The organism is Pseudomonas syringae KCTC 12500 (assembly GCF_000507185.2).
GTDB lineage: Bacteria > Pseudomonadota > Gammaproteobacteria > Pseudomonadales > Pseudomonadaceae > Aquipseudomonas > Aquipseudomonas syringae.
This window is the reverse complement of sequence record NZ_AYTM02000002.1, coordinates 1570328-1586196: the sequence shown is the minus strand read 5'-3', so window position 1 is coordinate 1586196 and position 15869 is coordinate 1570328. Positions and strand designations below refer to the sequence as shown.

The 15869-nt window shown below is 60.5% G+C and carries 14 protein-coding genes; 8 read left to right on the top strand and 6 right to left on the bottom strand.

The window, feature by feature from the left end; translation table 11 throughout:
- Nucleotides 1-104 precede the first annotated feature (104 nt).
- The 8 genes from cobG (at nt 105) to V476_RS07295 (ending at nt 7721) form a co-directional block, all read left to right on the top strand.
- Nucleotides 105-1448 (top strand): precorrin-3B synthase, encoded by a 1344-nt coding sequence (gene cobG / locus V476_RS07330; RefSeq protein WP_080278435.1) that lies wholly within the window; start codon nt 105-107, stop codon nt 1446-1448.
- On the top strand, nt 1441-2067 hold the full coding sequence (locus tag V476_RS07325; RefSeq protein ID WP_004415972.1) for a precorrin-8X methylmutase: 627 nt from the start codon (nt 1441-1443) through the stop codon (nt 2065-2067). The genes cobG and V476_RS07325 overlap by 8 nt, the downstream gene beginning before the upstream one ends.
- A complete protein-coding gene (locus V476_RS07320; RefSeq protein WP_004415974.1) occupies nt 2064-2798 on the top strand; it encodes a precorrin-2 C(20)-methyltransferase in 735 nt (244 codons plus the stop codon). The genes V476_RS07325 and V476_RS07320 overlap by 4 nt, the downstream gene beginning before the upstream one ends.
- Nucleotides 2798-4501, top strand: a complete 1704-nt coding sequence (gene cobJ, locus V476_RS07315) for a precorrin-3B C(17)-methyltransferase (protein ID WP_024959385.1) — start codon at nt 2798-2800, stop codon at nt 4499-4501. The genes V476_RS07320 and cobJ overlap by 1 nt, the downstream gene beginning before the upstream one ends.
- Before the next feature lie 348 nt (nt 4502-4849).
- Nucleotides 4850-5665, top strand: a complete 816-nt coding sequence (locus tag V476_RS07310; protein ID WP_003391886.1) for a hypothetical protein — start codon at nt 4850-4852, stop codon at nt 5663-5665.
- 58 nt (nt 5666-5723) lie between these two features.
- Nucleotides 5724-6422 carry a hypothetical protein gene (locus V476_RS07305; protein WP_024959384.1) on the top strand — a complete coding sequence of 233 codons (699 nt, stop codon included), beginning with the start codon at nt 5724-5726 and terminating at the stop codon, nt 6420-6422.
- Nucleotides 6415-7050: a hypothetical protein gene (locus V476_RS07300; RefSeq protein WP_024959383.1), complete on the top strand. Its 636-nt coding sequence runs from the start codon at nt 6415-6417 to the stop codon at nt 7048-7050. Before V476_RS07305 ends, V476_RS07300 begins: the two co-directional genes overlap by 8 nt.
- A 35-nt stretch (nt 7051-7085) precedes the next feature.
- The gene (locus V476_RS07295; RefSeq protein WP_024959382.1) at nt 7086-7721 is read left to right on the top strand and encodes a hypothetical protein; all 636 of its coding nucleotides are present in this window, start codon (nt 7086-7088) and stop codon (nt 7719-7721) included.
- Between the two features lie 7 nt (nt 7722-7728).
- Here the strand turns inward: V476_RS07295 and V476_RS07290 are convergent, their stop codons facing one another.
- The 6 genes from V476_RS07290 to dusB all read right to left on the bottom strand — a co-directional run bounded on the left by V476_RS07290 (nt 7729) and on the right by dusB (nt 15716).
- Nucleotides 7729-8325, bottom strand: coding sequence for a MarC family protein (locus V476_RS07290; protein ID WP_003313945.1), 597 nt, complete (start codon nt 8323-8325; stop codon nt 7729-7731).
- A gap of 69 nt (nt 8326-8394) precedes the next feature.
- Complete coding sequence (gene retS / locus V476_RS07285; protein WP_024959381.1) at nt 8395-11184, bottom strand: hybrid sensor histidine kinase/response regulator RetS; 2790 nt, start codon at nt 11182-11184, stop codon at nt 8395-8397.
- 90 nt (nt 11185-11274) lie between these two features.
- Nucleotides 11275-12570 carry a phosphoribosylamine--glycine ligase gene (purD, locus tag V476_RS07280; RefSeq protein ID WP_024959380.1) on the bottom strand — a complete coding sequence of 432 codons (1296 nt, stop codon included), beginning with the start codon at nt 12568-12570 and terminating at the stop codon, nt 11275-11277.
- A gap of 130 nt (nt 12571-12700) precedes the next feature.
- Nucleotides 12701-14305: a bifunctional phosphoribosylaminoimidazolecarboxamide formyltransferase/IMP cyclohydrolase gene (gene purH / locus V476_RS07275; protein ID WP_024959379.1), complete on the bottom strand. Its 1605-nt coding sequence runs from the start codon at nt 14303-14305 to the stop codon at nt 12701-12703.
- Between the two features lie 80 nt (nt 14306-14385).
- On the bottom strand, nt 14386-14706 hold the full coding sequence (gene fis, locus V476_RS07270) for a DNA-binding transcriptional regulator Fis (RefSeq protein WP_002555375.1): 321 nt from the start codon (nt 14704-14706) through the stop codon (nt 14386-14388).
- Entirely contained in the window at nt 14703-15716 is a 1014-nt protein-coding gene (gene dusB, locus V476_RS07265) for a tRNA dihydrouridine synthase DusB (protein WP_024693336.1), read from the bottom strand. Before dusB ends, fis begins: the two co-directional genes overlap by 4 nt.
- Nucleotides 15717-15869: the final 153 nt, after the last annotated feature.

The following is a 15869-nucleotide window of genomic DNA, read 5'->3' as shown; positions in this document are numbered from 1 at the left end:
CGCCTTTTCATGCCTGCGGACAAAGCAGGCATAATACCGCGCCCGACGGGGTACAAGTGCTCTAATCAACGTCCGTTTCCAGCCAGTTCACATCGGGTGACCCATTGAACGAGCAGCAGTCCGCTCGCACATCCTCTGCAACGCTACGCCCCTCGGCCTGTCCGGGGTTGCTGCGTATCGTCCCGGCACTGGACGGCGGGATCTGCCGGATCAAGCTGGCGGGCGGGGTGATCACCAGTGCGCAGGCCATGGCCGTTGCCGAGGCCGCACGCACCTATGCACACGGCGTTATTGAAGCCACCAACCGCGCCAACCTGCAGATTCGCGGCATTGGTGCTGATCATGACGGGTTGATCAGTGCCTTGATGGCGGCAGGGCTCGGCCCCGCCAACCCGGCCAGCGACGATGTGCGCAACCTGATGCTTAGCCCGACGGCCGGGCTGGACCCGCAGATGCTCTTCGATGCCCGGCCGCTGGCGGCGCAGATTCTCGACGCGCTGGAACATCACCCGCGTTTTCATGAGCTGTCCCCCAAGTTCGCCCTGTCGCTGGACGCTGGCGAAGCGCTGGTCATGCTCGAACACCCGCACGACGTGTGGCTGTCGGCGCTGAAATTCGATGACGAAGTGTTGCTGGCGTTCGGGTTGGCCGGCTGTCCGGCCCGTGATCGACCGCTGGCCGCTGTTCCTGTGGCCGAGGGGAAGACGCTGGTTGTCGCACTGCTGGAGCTGTTTCTCGACCTGGCCCGCCCCGAGCACACCCGGATGCGGCACCTGCTGGCCGAGGTATCGACCGCCGATCTGCTGCGCGAGCTGTCGACTCGGTCCGGCTGCACAGTGCGCACCGATAAGGCGATCGCCGATTGGCAGCGTCCGGCCATTCAGGGCACTCGGCATATCGGTGTTTATCCACAGGCCCAGCCTGACCAGGTTGCGGTGGGCGCTGCAGTACCGTTGGGGCGTCTCGATGCGGCGATGCTTTCCAGCGTGGCGCAACTGGCGGCGGATCAGGGCGATGGCACTCTGCGTCTGACCCCCTGGCAAAGCCTGTTATTGCCCAACGTGCCGGTCGAGCGCGCGACGGCGGTGCTGGGCGCGTTGCAGGCATCGGGTTTCCTCGGGGCGGCCGAGCAACCGCTGGCGCAGATGCTCGCCTGTACCGGTTCTGCCGGGTGCGCCAAGGGGCTGGCCGACACCAAGGCCGACGCCCTGCAACTGGCTGCCGTGCTGGCTACCGGCCAGGCTGTTCACTTGAGCGGCTGCACGCGTTCCTGCGCCGCCGCCCACGTAGCGCCAGTAACCTTGCTGGCTGTCGCGCCGGGCCGTTACGATCTTTATTTTCGCGATACAGCGCATGCCGGTTTCGGCGTGCTGCGCGCGCGCAACCTTACTATTAAAGCAGTCGGTGCGCAGTTGAACGCCGGCTCACGGAGCAACATGCATGATTGATTACATCCGCGATGGTCAGGAGATATATCGCAACTCTTTCTCGATCATTCGCGCCGAAGCGCGTCTTGACACGATCCCTGCCGACCTGGAAAAACTCGCCGTGCGCGTGATCCATGCCTGCGGGATGGTCGAAGTCATCGAAGACCTGCGCTTCTCGCCGGGTGCCGGTGCTGCCGGGCGCAACGCTCTGGCCGCCGGAGCGCCGATCCTGTGCGATGCGCGGATGGTCTCCGAAGGCATTACCCGCACCCGTCTGCCCGCCGATAACCCGATCATCTGCACCTTGCATGATGAAGGCGTACGGGAAATGGCCCTGGAGCTGGGCAATACGCGTTCTGCGGTGGCGCTCGAGTTGTGGCGTCCGCACCTGGAAGGCAGCGTGGTGGTCATCGGCAACGCGCCGACCGCGCTGTTCTACCTGTTGGAAATGCTCGATGCCGGTGCGCCGAAGCCTGCGCTGATTCTCGGTTTTCCGGTCGGTTTTGTCGGCGCCGCCGAGTCCAAGGCGATGCTCGCCGCCGACAGCCGCGGCGTGCCGTTCGTGATCATGCAGGGCCGTCGTGGCGGCAGCGCCATGGCCGTGGCCGCTGTCAACGCACTGGCCACGGAGATCGAATGATGCAGGCACGCGGTCGATTGATTGGCCTGGGCGTCGGCCCCGGCGACCCGGAGCTGATCACCGTCAAGGCCCTGCGCCTGCTGCGCGAGTCGCCGGTGGTGGCGTATTTCGTGGCCAAGGGTAAAAAGGGCAACGCATTCGGCATCATCGAAGCGCATCTGCAGGACGTTCAGACCCTGATGCCGCTGGTCTACCCGGTTACCACCGAGGCATTGCCGGCAACACTGTCCTACGAAAAGCTCATCAGCGACTTCTACGACGAATCCAGCCGGCACATTGCCGCGCACCTGGACGCCGGACGCGATGTGGCGGTGATCTGCGAAGGCGATCCGTTTTTCTATGGCTCCTACATGTACCTGCATGATCGTCTGGCCGAGCACTACGACGCTGAAGTGATTCCGGGCGTGTGCTCGATGCTCGGCGGTGCTTCGGTGCTGGGCGCGCCGCTGGTGTATCGCAATCAGAGCCTGTCGGTGCTGTCCGGTGTGCTGTCCCACGATGACCTGAAACGCAAGCTGGCCGATGCCGACGCGGCGGTGATCATGAAACTGGGGCGCAACTTCCACAAGGTCCGCGAAGTGCTGATCGAACTGGGGATGGCCGGGCGTGCGCTGTATGTCGAGCGCGCCACGATGAGCAACCAGAAAATCGTTCCGCTGGATCAGGTCGACCCGACGTCGTCTCCCTATTTTTCGTTGATTATCGTCCCTGGCGACAGGTGGCAAGGCTAATGACCTCCATGACTCCGGCCATCGTCATTCTCGGCAATGGCAGCCTTGCTACCGCGCGGCGCATTCAACAGCTGTTTCCCGATGCGCTGATTCATGGCCTGGCCGAGCGCGTGCAGGGTGCCGACCGTACTTACAGTGAGTTCGGCGCGACGCTGCGCCAGTTGTATCAACAGAACACGCCGATCATCGCCATTTGTGCGGCCGGTATCGTTATTCGCACCCTGGCCGCCGTGCTGCTGGAGAAGGGCGCCGAACCGCCGGTGCTCGCTGTGGCCGAAGACGGCAGCGCCGTGGTGCCGCTGCTCGGCGGCCTTGGCGGGGTGAATGTTCTGGCGCGCAGCATCGCCAGCGGGCTTGGCGTTGCGCCGTCGATCACTACCAGCGGCGAGCTGCGTTTCGGCACCTGCCTGCTCAATCCGCCAAGCGGCTATGCGCTGGGCGATCTGGAGCTGGGCAAGCGTTTCGTTTCCGACCTGCTATCCGGTGAACCCGTGCGCATCGAGGGCCAAGCCCCGTGGCTGGCTCAGGCGCAACTGCCCGAAGATCCACAGGCGGCGCTGGCCATCCATGTCGGCAGTGCCCTGCGCGAGCCTTCACCCCATGAATTGCTGATCTACCCGCGTAATGTGCTGGTTGCGCTGACTGACCTCACAGATCAACTGGTTGAGCACGTGCGCTCGGCCCTGCGCGAAGCACGTATCGCCGGGCAGTCTCTGGCCTGTTTGTTGGCTGCCGAGGAGCAGATGGCCAATCCGCACCTGCACAAGGCTGCCGCCGAGCTGGACGTTGCGGTGCGATTCGTCAGCGCCGCTGCGGCCAGCGAGATGGCCATGAAGGCTGTGCCGCAGCTGTTGCCACCGCTCTGCGTCGACGCCCACACAGCGATTGCTGTCGCGGCGCAACCGCTGGAGGTGCAGAGCATCGGTCGCGGACGTGGCCGCGTTGCAGTCATTGGCCTGGGCCCTGGTGCAGCAGATCTGATGGTGCCTGCGGTCAAGGCCGAACTGGCACGTGCCAACGATGTGCTGGGCTATGAGACCTATGTGCGCATGGCGGGGCCGTTTCGTGCCGACCAAGTGCTGCACTGCACTGACAATCGCGAAGAAATGCAGCGTGCCCGACATGCCTTCGAGCTGGCTGCTCAAGGCCGCTCGGTGGTCGTGGTGTCGTCCGGTGATCCGGGAGTGTTCGCCATGGCGTCAGCGGTGCTTGAAGCGTTGCATGAGTCGGATAATCCTCACTGGCATGCGGTCGAGCTGGAGATTCTGCCCGGTGTCTCGGCCTCTCTGGCCACCGCAGCCCAGGCCGGTGCGCCGCTGGGGCATGATTTCTGTGTGCTGTCGCTGTCCGACAACCTCAAGCCCTGGGAGATCATCGAAAAGCGTCTGGACCTCGCCTGCCAGGCCGATCTGGCTCTGGCGTTCTACAACCCGATATCGCGCTCCCGACCTTGGCAACTGGGGCGCGCGCTGGAGATTGTCCGCCAGCATCGCATCCCTGCAACGCCCGTGACGCTGGGGCGCGACATCGGCCGTCCTGGCCAGACTCTGAGGGTTATCACGCTCGGCGAGTTGACCCCGGAGCAGGTGGACATGCGCACCATGGTCTTGATCGGCTCTTCCCTGACGTGCACCTTTGCGCGCCACGAAGGCGGCAACTGGGTCTATACGCCGCGTTGGTACGGCAACAAGCCTACGGCGTGAGCTCGCACACGTGTAATACCAGCTGCTGCCTATTGTGGGAAAGTGCTGAAGTGGTGATCTCACTTCAAGCCTGTGAGTTGGTGTTTCGGCTCACAGGCTTGAGCGAATCGGCTCTCTTCAATCTGCGTAGTCTGTAGTCCGACGCCAGAAATCTCACCGGAATGTTCGCTCACCCGCGGTAAACCGGGAGGCAGATGGCGCGTCGAATTTCGCTCTGCGTGTCACGTTCGGCAGCCTGGTGCGCGAAAGCCATCACGGGGCAAACGGGAAGCACCGAGAAAACTGCCTGATTTATTTCGTTAGTCTCGATTCAGTCCACCAGGACTCATGAATTAAAGGACTAATGAAATGACACAGGAAAAAACCATGAACAGCACTGACAACCTCGATTACATCGCCGCCTGCGAGCTGGCTGAATGCCCATCTTCGTTCGGCGCGTACGCGGCGGCGGCCAATCCAGGCTTACTCAAGGCGCGTGACGTCACTGACGCGAAACCCGGCAATGAGGCGGCGGTGGTCGCAGGCAGTCTGCTGGCATTTGCCGCCGGGATGTCGGCGCAGAGCAAGCAGGACGTAATAAATTCCTTTCTGTTTGCCACCCTGGTGGCCAACAAGGCGTTCAGCGCTCAAACCCAGGGTGATCAGTGGTATGACAAGTTCAACGAAGTGCTTTCGAAGCTGGGCTGGCTTTCCACTCAGTGGAACTATGCGCGTTATCGTGCCACCCATCAGCGTTTCACGATGGACGAATTGGGTCTGGAGATCCTTGGTTCGGCCATTGCAGCTGCCGCGTTACCTGGGCCTGCATCGCTGCTGATGCTCAAGGTGGCTGGAGATGCAATCGCCGCATTGAGGGCCAAAAAAGAACCCCTGCGCCTGTTCGAGAGCCAGACCAAGGCACATCGTGGCGGTAGCTTCCGTATCGCCTCCTGTATCGAATCCGAGGACAGCATCGTCAGTCTGGCCATGGCAGCGGTCAGTTTTCAGGCTGACAGTGACGTCACCAACGTACTGTTCTGGGAGTGGCAGGACACCAGTGTCCAGACCTGGAAGGGTGAGGACAGCCTGTTGCTCAATACGGCGCTGTATGCGCGCCATCGCGACATGATCCAGCAACGGCTGGACGATAATGCCAGACGTGCGATTGCAGATTTCGAAATCTGACCGGAGTGTTGGCGGAGGCATGGACTGCCTCCGCCTTCGGGATAAAAGGAATTTTCCCATGAAACAGGAATTGGATGCCGTAGTCGTCAATGCGGGCTGTTTGATGTTTTTCCCCGAACCGCAGCGGGTATCCCTGAAAAACGATGTGCTGGATTCGATGCTGTACGTGCAGTTGGCCGCATCGAAGCAACACTCGAAGTTTGCCGAACCCGAAAAATGGAATGAAACCCGTCTCGCCGCAGCGCAGCGTTTCGGTTGGTTGCCGAGTGCCAACGAACACACCAGCCAGCCTTTGCCGGAAGAGTCTGTCGAAACGGTGTGGAGTTGCATGACGCGTGCGCTCGCCCCCTTCGTGCCAGCCGAGACGCTCCGGCATGCGGAGGCGTTCATGCGTAAGGTGGGCAATCAGTCCTTCACGAACGAAGCGCTTCATCTGCTGCGCAGCCAGACCATACAGAGCGGTTTGAATCACGCGGGCAAGTTGCAGGTCAGCGTGCTTCTGCAACTGGCGTTCGTCGACACCCGGCAGAACCTGAAACTGGCGCAGTTTCAGTTCGCCACACGTCAGCCGTTGTCATCCGGGTTTCTTTTCGAGGTCATCGAGCCGACAAGTGTCTACGGCAACATCGCTGTGACTGTCTATGCAATGCAGCTGTTCGAACAGGTCTATTCGCAGTTTCGCGATGGCATCGACACCGTGCTGTCGAGCAAGCGCGCGGGTCTGATCATGTCGCTTGGGGGCAGTTCAGATGTCTGATCCGGATGAAGCCCTGCTGACGGACGCCGGCCTGCTGTCCTTCGCCCGCAATGTTGAACCTGATTTGCGCCAGAACATAATCGATTGTCTGCGCCATGCCCGACTGGTCGCAGATGATCACCATTCTTCCAGGACGAAGTGGCGTGCATGGCTGGAGGCTTACCAGCGCTCGATTGCCGCCACTGGCGGTTTGCGGAGCGCCGGGATCAACGATGCCCGATTGAAAATCCACAGTTTCAGGGATATCGGAAAACTGCAGCTACCCGTGGTCGATAATGCCGGCGAGCTTCGCCAGTTGTACCGCAGTTCGTTCGACAAGTTATTGAGCAGTGATCATGCGGCGAGTTTTTTCAGCAGTTGGTTCACGTCCGGGCGTTCTGAAAGCTTTCAGCTCATGCCATGTGCAATGCGCAGTAAGGACGAAGTGTCGATCCTCCTGTGCAGCCTGCAGATGACCACCCTGGCGCTGCGGCCCGCGCGTTATTTCTGGCAGATAGTGGGCGGCGAAATGCAGGTGCATGCCGTCGCTACTGCGTTCCGCTTCAGTCGCCAGAGCTTCGAGCCGTTTCGCCAGACTGTGCAGGACGCGCTTGCTGATCGTGCCGCAGCCGAAATCATCAGTCTTTAATAACCTCGAAAAGCCCATGGAAGGGAGTAACGCAAATGAGTGCAGATACAGAGAATGCGGCCTATCTGGGCAATATCCCCAGTATGGTCGCGTTTCTGCCCGGACTTGCGAGCGAGGAGCGCACGGATATTCAGAACGTGCTTCTGGACGCTCAGTTGTTCGCGGGCAGGCAGTTTGATTTCAAGACCCAGTGGGGCAGCTGGATGCATTACTACCGCAGCCGCCTCAAGACGTGCGGCATACAGCAAAAGGGCCTGGTCTTGGGTGACTCACTGGTGGTGAGCAGTGTCGACGATTTATTAGAGGCGACGTTCAAGGTCAGTCATCCCGCGGATCGCAAGCGTCTTAGCGACATGGTGCAGCGTGCGGTTGCTGCAGTGGGGGTCAATCAGGCAGCGGAGTCGTATTTTCAAAACGGCTTGGATCAGGGACGTCTGGGCAGTTTTCAGGTCGTACCCTACGAAAAGTATGAGTCTGGCAGGATGCTCCTCTTGCTTTGCAGTCTGCACCTGAGCGTTGACGACCATGCGCCAGGAAGACGGAGACTGCTGTTTCACTTCAAGGGCGGCAGTTACATCTTTGACAGCAAGGTGTATGCAACTCACCGTGACGAGGTTATGCGTTATCTGGACGGCAGGGCGCTGGGGCTGGTGCGGTCTGCAAGTATCTGAACCCTGTCTAGGGCAGCAGGTAGCCCCTGATGCCAGTGAAAATGATTTGCGCGGCCAGCGCACAGACAAACAAGCCCATCAAGCGGCTGACAATCTGCAAACCCTGATCACCGAGGATTCGTTCGATACGGTTGGAGAGGTAAAGCACGACGCCGACGGTGAGGCTGGCCAGCGCAATACTCAGGATGGCGGTAAGTTTGTCGTCCCAGTGGGGCTGGCTGACGCCCATGACCAGCAACGCACCGATCGTGCCGGGGCCGACGGTAAGCGGGATGGTCAAAGGAACGATAGTCACATCCTGCTGGATATTATCGGTCTGCACCGCTGACTTGCCCTGTGCCATGCCCAGTGCCGATATGAACAGCACACTGCCGGCACCGATTCTGAACGCATCCACCGTGATGCCGAATACATCGAAAATAACCCGTCCGAACAGGTAGAGCAGCACGCTGGAAACCAGTGTCGCCAGTGCCACCTTCCAGGCCAGGCGCCGCTGCTCCTTGCGCGAGTGACCTCGCGTGAGGCTGATGAAGCAGGAAAGAACGAAAAACGGGCTGTAAAGCACCAGCATTTTCAGATAGACGCTGAACAACACGTGAAGCATGGCTTCGACTCACAGCAGCAGGTGGATGGCAGCGCCAGTCTATCAGGCCATAGGCCTTTCCCGTTGCTGTCAGTTTTGCCGATAGCGCTCGTCGTCAGCCGTCAGCCCGCGGGCCTTGTCACGGTGCGCCACCCAGTGCTCTACCAGTTCGCGCAACTGGGACAGCTCGATGGGCTTGGCCATGTGGCCGTCCATGCCAGCCTGGCGTGCCCGGTCCTTGTGCTCGGTGAGAATATGCGCGGTCAGTGCAACGACCGGGGTACGTACGCGCTGATTGCCGACTTCCCAGGCGCGCAATTGCTCGGTGGCCGAGAAACCGTCGAGTATCGGCATCTCGCAGTCCATCAACACCAGGTCATAACGCTGCGCCTTCATGGCACGTAACGCTTCCTCACCATTGCTCGCGGTATCGGGGTTGAGGTTGAGCTTGCCGAGCATGCCGCGGATGACCTTGGTCGAAATGCTGTTGTCTTCGGCCACCAGAATCCGGAAGTCGCCAGGGACGTTGACCGGCGGAGCCACGATCGGGCCGGGCTTGTTCGACACGACACCCTTGTTCAACTGGGTCAGTTCATCTGCCAACGTGGTCTTGAGCGTGTAGCCTGCTACCGGTTTGGCCAGAATCCGCTTGATGCCGGAGTTGCGCGCGATGATCTTGCTGGGCGCATTGCTGATGCCGGTCAGCATGATCAACAGAATGTCGTGGTTCAGGCTTGGATCTTCCTTGATCTTGGCGGCCAGTTGCATGCCGGTCATGCCCGGCATGTTCTGATCGAGCAGGACCACATCGAAATAGTCGCGCAGGTGCGCCTTGGTTCTGAGCAGGGCCAGGGCCTCCTTGCCGGACGCCACGGCGCTGACATTCAGGCCCCAGGCGCTACATTGCTGGACCAGCACTTTGCGGCATGTGTCGTTGTCATCGACCACCAGCACCCTGGCATCTTTCAGCGGGCTGTCCAGATCGATGGTCGGCTGTTCAAGCAGCTTTGCGTCCAGCGGCAGGTTCAGCCACAACGTATTGCCTTGCGCACCAGTGCTCTGAATGCCGAATTCGCCATCCATCAGCACGATCAGCTGACGAGCGATCACCAGTCCGAGGTGGCCGCCGAGCCGGCTGCTGGCCAGGAAGTTACGGCTGTGCAGTTCGGCGTGCAGCAGCTCTTCGCGCTCTTCATCGGAAAGCGATTCGCCGCTGTCCTGAACCGAAATGCGCAACCGCGTATTGCCGCTTTTCGAGGACTCGAGGGCGACGGCCAGAAGAATTTCACCTTCGTCGGTCTTCTTCAGGGCGTTTTCCAGCAGGCTCAGCAGCGTCTGGCGCAGGCGAGTCGGATCACCGTTGATGACACGCGGCACCTGAGGCTGAATCTGGCTGATCAGCTCGACCTGTTGCTGCTCGGCCTTGGCGCGGAAGATATTCAGGCAGTCCTCGACCAGCGCGCCGATGTCGAACTGCACGTCGTCCAGTTCGATCTGCCCAGACTCAAGCTTGGTGATGTCGAGAATCTCGTTGATCAGCGTCAGCAGTTCGTTACCAGCACTGTGAATGGTCTGCACGTAGTCGCGTTGTTTGACCGACAGCGGCGTGCCGAGCAGCAGTTCGGTCATGCCCAGCACGCCATTCATCGGGGTGCGAATCTCGTGGCTGATCTTCGCCAGGAACTCGGCCTTGGCGTTGATTTCGGCGGTGCTGGCTGCCTGATCGCGGCTGATGCTGAACCGGTCTTCGGTGATGCTGCGATGGCGTTCGCTGAGCGCCAGGCTCATCAGCAGTCCGCTGATGCAAAACACGCTGAGCAGCGCCAGTATCAGCCATTGCGGCGGCACCAGGCTCAGCCACAGCAGGCCGGGCAGGACCACCATGTAGCCGATATTGAAGGTGATCATCCCGAGGACAAACAGGCGCGCCGAGCGATAGCCCTTCTGCCAGTGCCACATCGACACCGCGAGAATGCTCAGGGTGGTCAACGAGACCAGGCCGAACGTCAGGATATTGATCGGCAACTGCTCGTCGAACAGCACCAGCGAGGCGCCGATCCCCATGAGCACCGCGGTGCCCAGCAACAGACGGTCGAGCTTGCGGGCATTGCGGTGGACGAAGAAATAGTAGGTGTAGATCAGTCCTGCGACAGCGGCCAGCAGCAGTGCCAAGTGCGCGCTAGGGGTTTGCGCGATATTCCACGGGTCGATCGGGCGCAGCAGGTTGAGCAGCAGCAGGGCACTGAGCCCGAGTAACGATTCGCAGGCGGCCAGCCACAGATTGCTGCGCGACCGGGTGTGTCCGTAACGCGTCAGGTTCTGCACGATCAGCATGGACAGCGCGCCAAAAAGCAGCCCGAACAGCAACGGCTGGGTCTCGTTGGCGGCGCTTTTTATCGCCGGTTCGAGGGTGATGCTGGGGCGCATTTTCTGTGCAGAGACGAGCTTCAGGTAGATATCCAGAGGGGCCGAGCTTTGCGGAACCGGTAGCAGGAAATCGTTGGACGGCAGTCGCTGATCTTCAATCGGCACGTCATTGCCGGTGCGCACGTGGTCAATCTGTTGATCGCCGTCCATGACATACAGATCGGCGCTGGACAGATCCGGGGCGAAGATGCGCAGGAGTTGTTCGTGCTGGGTCGGTTGCAGGCGGTAATGCAGCCACACGGCACCGCCGCGATCCGCAGCCGTGACACGTTCCAGTTCGGTGGGGCTGAATTGATTCTGATAGCGCGCCGAGCGGATTTCATCCAGCGTCAGGTGGGCCTTTTCGTCGAGCAGCGTCGACCAGCCTGCACCATGCTCGGCCTGCGCCGAAAGCATGAACAGCAGGGTCAGCAGTCCGACGGTTGAGGCTATGGCAATCCTGAGCCCGCGCACAATGAAATCCCTTCGTGAGTGAATGCCTGGTAAAACCGCGAATACCGGACCAACCGGCCAGCCTCTGGTTGAAGAGGCTGGTCCGATCGATTACTCCTGGTCTTCGCCACGCTCACGGGCAATGGCACGGTAGCCAATGTCCTTGCGGTAAAAACACCCTTGCCAGTCGACTTTTGCGGCCAGCGCGTAGGCATTTTCCTGCGCGTTGCCGACGCTGTCACCCAGCGCTGTGGCACACAGTACACGACCACCGCTGGTCACGACACGCTCATCCTGCAAGGCCGTGCCTGCATGGAAAATCTTGCCTTCGAGCTGTGCTGCTGCATCCAGACCCTCGATGACTGCGCCTTTGGTGTAGTCGCCAGGATAGCCTCCGGCGGCCAGCACGATACCCAGGCTCGGGCGCGGGTCCCACTGTGCTTCGATCTTGTCCAGCGCTTGCGCCAGCGCAGCTTCGACCAGCAGTACCAGACTCGATTGCAGGCGCAGCATGACCGGCTGGGTTTCCGGGTCGCCGAAGCGGCAATTGAACTCGATGACTTTCGGGTTACCCGCTTTATCAATCATCAGACCAGCATAGAGGAAGCCGGTGTAAACGTTGCCTTCATCGGCCATGCCCCTGACGGTCGGCCAGATCACCAGGTCCATGACACGTTGATGAACCTCGGCGGTGACCACCGGGGCAGGGGAGTATGCGCCCATGCCGCCGGTATTCGGCCCGCTGTCGCCGTCGCCGACGCGCTTGTGGTCCTGGCTGGTGGCCATGGGCAATACATTCTTGCCGTCGACCATGACAATAAAGCTGGCCTCTTCGCCGTCGAGAAACTCTTCGATGACAACGCGTGAACCGGCGTCGCCAAAGGCGTTGCCAGCCAGCATGTCACGTACGGCGTCTTCGGCTTCTGCCAGGGTCATGGCGACGATCACGCCCTTGCCTGCGGCCAGGCCGTCGGCCTTGATGACAATCGGCGCGCCTTTTTCACGCAGATAGGCCAGGGCAGGCTCGATTTCGGTGAAGTTCTGGTAGTCGGCAGTAGGAATCTTGTGACGCGCCAGGAAGTCCTTGGTAAACGCCTTGGAACCTTCAAGCTGCGCAGCACCGGCGGTCGGGCCGAAGCAGTCCAGGCCACGGCTGCGGAACAGGTCGACGACGCCTGCAACCAAAGGCACTTCAGGGCCGACGATGGTCAGCGCAACGTTTTTTTCAGCGAAGTCCGCCAGTTGCTCCAGTGCCAGAACGTCGATGGCCACGTTTTCGCATTTGGCCTCGATCGCCGTGCCCGCATTGCCCGGTGCGACAAACACCTTCTGCACGCGTGGGTCCTGGGCGACTTTCCATGCCAGGGCGTGTTCACGACCGCCGCTGCCAATGATCAAAATATTCAAAACAGACTCCTTTGGAGTAGCTACAAGCTGTTAGCTACAAGCTGCAAGTAGAAGCGGGGGCAGCTTGCGTGCAGCTCATGGCGTTGAATGGTTAGTGCGTTAGGCTTTAGCTTGAAGCTTGAAGCTGCCCTTAGTGCCTGAAATGACGCATGCCGGTAAACACCATCGCGATGCCGGCTTCGTCGGCCGCAGCGATCACTTCATTGTCACGCATCGAGCCGCCTGGCTGGATGACAGCGGTTATGCCGACCTTGGCCGCGTTGTCGATGCCGTCACGGAACGGGAAGAAGGCATCGGAGGCCATGACGGCGCCCTGAACCTGAAGTCCGGCGTGTTCAGCCTTGATGGCGGCGATACGCGCCGAGTTCACGCGGCTCATCTGGCCAGCGCCGACGCCGACGGTCTGGCGGTTGCGGGCGTAGACGATGGCGTTGGACTTGACGTACTTGGCGACTTTCCAGGCGAAGATCAGGTCATGCATTTCCTGTTCGGTCGGCGCACGCTGGGTAACGACCTTGAGGTCGGCCTCGGTGATCATGCCGATGTCACGGCTCTGTACCAGCAGGCCGCCATTGACGCGTTTGTAGTCCCAGGCAGGCAGACGCTCGCTCCACTGGCCGCTGGTCAGCAGGCGCACGTTGGCTTTGCTGGCGACGATGGTGCGGGCTTCGGCGCTGACGCTTGGTGCGATGATCACTTCGACGAACTGGCGCTCGACGATGGCCTTGGCGGTTGCAGCGTCCAGCTCGCGGTTGAAGGCGATGATGCCGCCAAATGCCGACTCGGAGTCGGTGGCATAGGCCAGTTCGTAAGCCTGACGAATGCCGCCTTCATCATCCGGGCAGACCGCGACACCGCACGGGTTGGCGTGCTTGACGATCACGCAGGCCGGTTTGACGAAGCTCTTGACGCATTCCAGGGCGGCATCGGTATCGGCCACGTTGTTGAACGACAGCTCCTTGCCCTGCAACTGGGTGGCGGTAGCGATACCAACCTCGGCAGGTTTGGCTTCGACATAGAACGCCGCGCTCTGGTGCGGGTTCTCGCCATAGCGCATTTCCTGAGCCTTGACGAACTGGGTGTTGAAGGTGCGCGGGAACTGGCTGCGGCCTTCGGTACTCAGGGTTTCGGCGGTCTGGTCGACGCCGCCCAGGTAGTTGGCGATCATGCCGTCGTAGGCGGCGGTGTGCTCGAATGCCTTGAGCATCAGGTCGAAGCGCTGAGCGTAGGTCAGGCCTCCGGCCTTGAGGCTTTCCAGGACCTGGCCGTAATCGCTGGCATTGACCACGATGGCGACGTCCTTGTGGTTCTTCGCCGCGGAGCGGACCATGGTCGGGCCGCCGATGTCGATGTTTTCGATGGCGGTCGGCAGGTCGCAGCCCGGCTTGGAAACAGTGGCTTCAAACGGGTACAGATTGACCGCAACCAGATCGATCGGCTTGATGCCGTGCTCGGTCATGATGGCGTCGTCTATGCCGCGACGACCCAGAATCCCGCCATGGATCATGGGGTGCAGGGTCTTGACCCGGCCGTCCATCATTTCAGCGAAGCCGGTGTAATCGGCCACTTCGACTGCCGCGACGCCGTTGTCCTTGAGCAGCTTGAACGTACCGCCAGTGGAAAGAATCTCGACGCCCAGCGCTTCAAGCTCGCGGGCAAACTCAAGGATTCCTGTCTTGTCGGATACGCTGATCAGAGCGCGGCGGATCGGCAGGCGGGTAGTCTGGTCGGTCATCTCGATTTCCATCAAAAGCAAAAGAAGTCAGCAAAAAAAAGCGACCGCGGTGCAAGGTCGCCTTTTCTGTTTTGAATGCTTTAAAGCAGATCGTACTGTTTGAGTTTCTTGCGCAGCGTACCGCGATTCAGTCCCAGCAGCTCGGAGGCCTTCGTCTGGTTGCCCTTGACGTAGTTCATCACGCTTTCCAGAAGCGGAGCCTCGACTTCCGACAACACCAGGTTGTAGACGTCAGTGACGGATGCGCCTTCGAGGTGGGCGAAATAATTGTGCAGCGCCTTCTCGACACTTCCGCGCAGGGTCTGACCCTCTTCGCTCGGCGTGTTGAGGTGCTGTTTCAAATTGACGTTGTCGCTCACGGGTGTTGTTCCACTCACTAAAGTCTCGGTCATCATCGTCATGCGGCCACCTCTTTATCATTCTCGTTATCCGGGCCCTTGCAGCCTTGGCTGAAGAACTCCCGGACGTTGGCGCACTGTGCTTCCGTATCTTCCAAACGATTGAAGTGGGCGCGAAACTCTCTGGCGCCCGGCAGGGTTGCGAGATACCAACTGACGTGTTTGCGTGCAATGCGCACGCCCATCACGTCTCCATAGAAAACGTGGAGCGCTGCCAGATGCTCAAGCAGAATGCGTTCCACTTCACTCGACTGCGGCGCCGGCAGTGTTTCTCCGGTCCGCAGGAAGTGTTCTATCTCGCGAAAAATCCAGGGACGCCCCTGTGCGGCCCTGCCAATCAGTAATCCGTCTGCACCGGTGGCCTTCAGCACGTGCCGGGCCTTTTGCGGTGAATCGATGTCGCCATTGGCAAAGACCGGTATCGACACGGCCTGTTTAATCTGGGCGATGGTGTCGTACTCGGCCTCGCCGGTGTACAGGTCGGCACGGGTTCGCCCGTGTACCGCCAGTGCCGTGATGCCCGCCTGCTCGGCAATTTTCGCCACTGTCAGGCCATTTCGGTTGTCACGATCCCATCCGGTGCGGATCTTCAGCGTGACCGGTACATCGACTGCAGCCACGACGGCCTGCAGGATGTCGTTGACCAGTTGCTCATCCTTCAACAGCGCCGAGCCTGCTGCCTTGTTACAGACTTTCTTGGCCGGGCAACCCATGTTGATGTCGATGATCTGGGCGCCCAGTTCGACATTGGCACGTGCTGCGTCTGCCAGCATCTGCGGATCACCACCGGCGATCTGTACCGAGCGCGGCTCGGGATCACCTTCGTGGATCATGCGCAGACGCGACTTGCGGCTGTTCCACAGGCTCATGTCACTGGTGACCATCTCCGAAACCACCAGGCCGGCGCCGAGTCTTCGGCACAGCTGACGGAAAGGCTGGTCGGTGACGCCCGCCATCGGGGCGAGAATCAAGCCGTTTTGCACTGTATATGGGCCGATGCGTACTGCCGACATAGCCTTACCTGTTGTGGAGGCCAAATCATCCGCAGGCCGTGTAAAAAACTGTTTCACCCGGTCTGCAACGGCTCATCCCGCCAGCCGCATGCGCCACCGCCAGATCGAACCGAGAGTTTGAAAAAGGGTTGGCATGATACCCGCTCTCGATGA

Coding starts and splice junctions, on each gene's coding strand:
- V476_RS07325 (WP_004415972.1), top strand. CDS start 1,441: ATGATTGATTACATCCGCGATGGTCAGGAGATATATCGCAACTCTTTC.
- V476_RS07320 (WP_004415974.1), top strand. CDS start 2,064: ATGATGCAGGCACGCGGTCGATTGATTGGCCTGGGCGTCGGCCCCGGC.
- cobJ (WP_024959385.1), top strand. CDS start 2,798: ATGACCTCCATGACTCCGGCCATCGTCATTCTCGGCAATGGCAGCCTT.
- V476_RS07310 (WP_003391886.1), top strand. CDS start 4,850: ATGACACAGGAAAAAACCATGAACAGCACTGACAACCTCGATTACATC.
- V476_RS07305 (WP_024959384.1), top strand. CDS start 5,724: ATGAAACAGGAATTGGATGCCGTAGTCGTCAATGCGGGCTGTTTGATG.
- V476_RS07300 (WP_024959383.1), top strand. CDS start 6,415: ATGTCTGATCCGGATGAAGCCCTGCTGACGGACGCCGGCCTGCTGTCC.
- V476_RS07295 (WP_024959382.1), top strand. CDS start 7,086: ATGAGTGCAGATACAGAGAATGCGGCCTATCTGGGCAATATCCCCAGT.
- V476_RS07290 (WP_003313945.1), bottom strand. CDS start 8,325: ATGCTTCACGTGTTGTTCAGCGTCTATCTGAAAATGCTGGTGCTTTAC.
- purH (WP_024959379.1), bottom strand. CDS start 14,305: ATGACCGACCAGACTACCCGCCTGCCGATCCGCCGCGCTCTGATCAGC.
- fis (WP_002555375.1), bottom strand. CDS start 14,706: ATGACGATGATGACCGAGACTTTAGTGAGTGGAACAACACCCGTGAGC.
- dusB (WP_024693336.1), bottom strand. CDS start 15,716: ATGTCGGCAGTACGCATCGGCCCATATACAGTGCAAAACGGCTTGATT.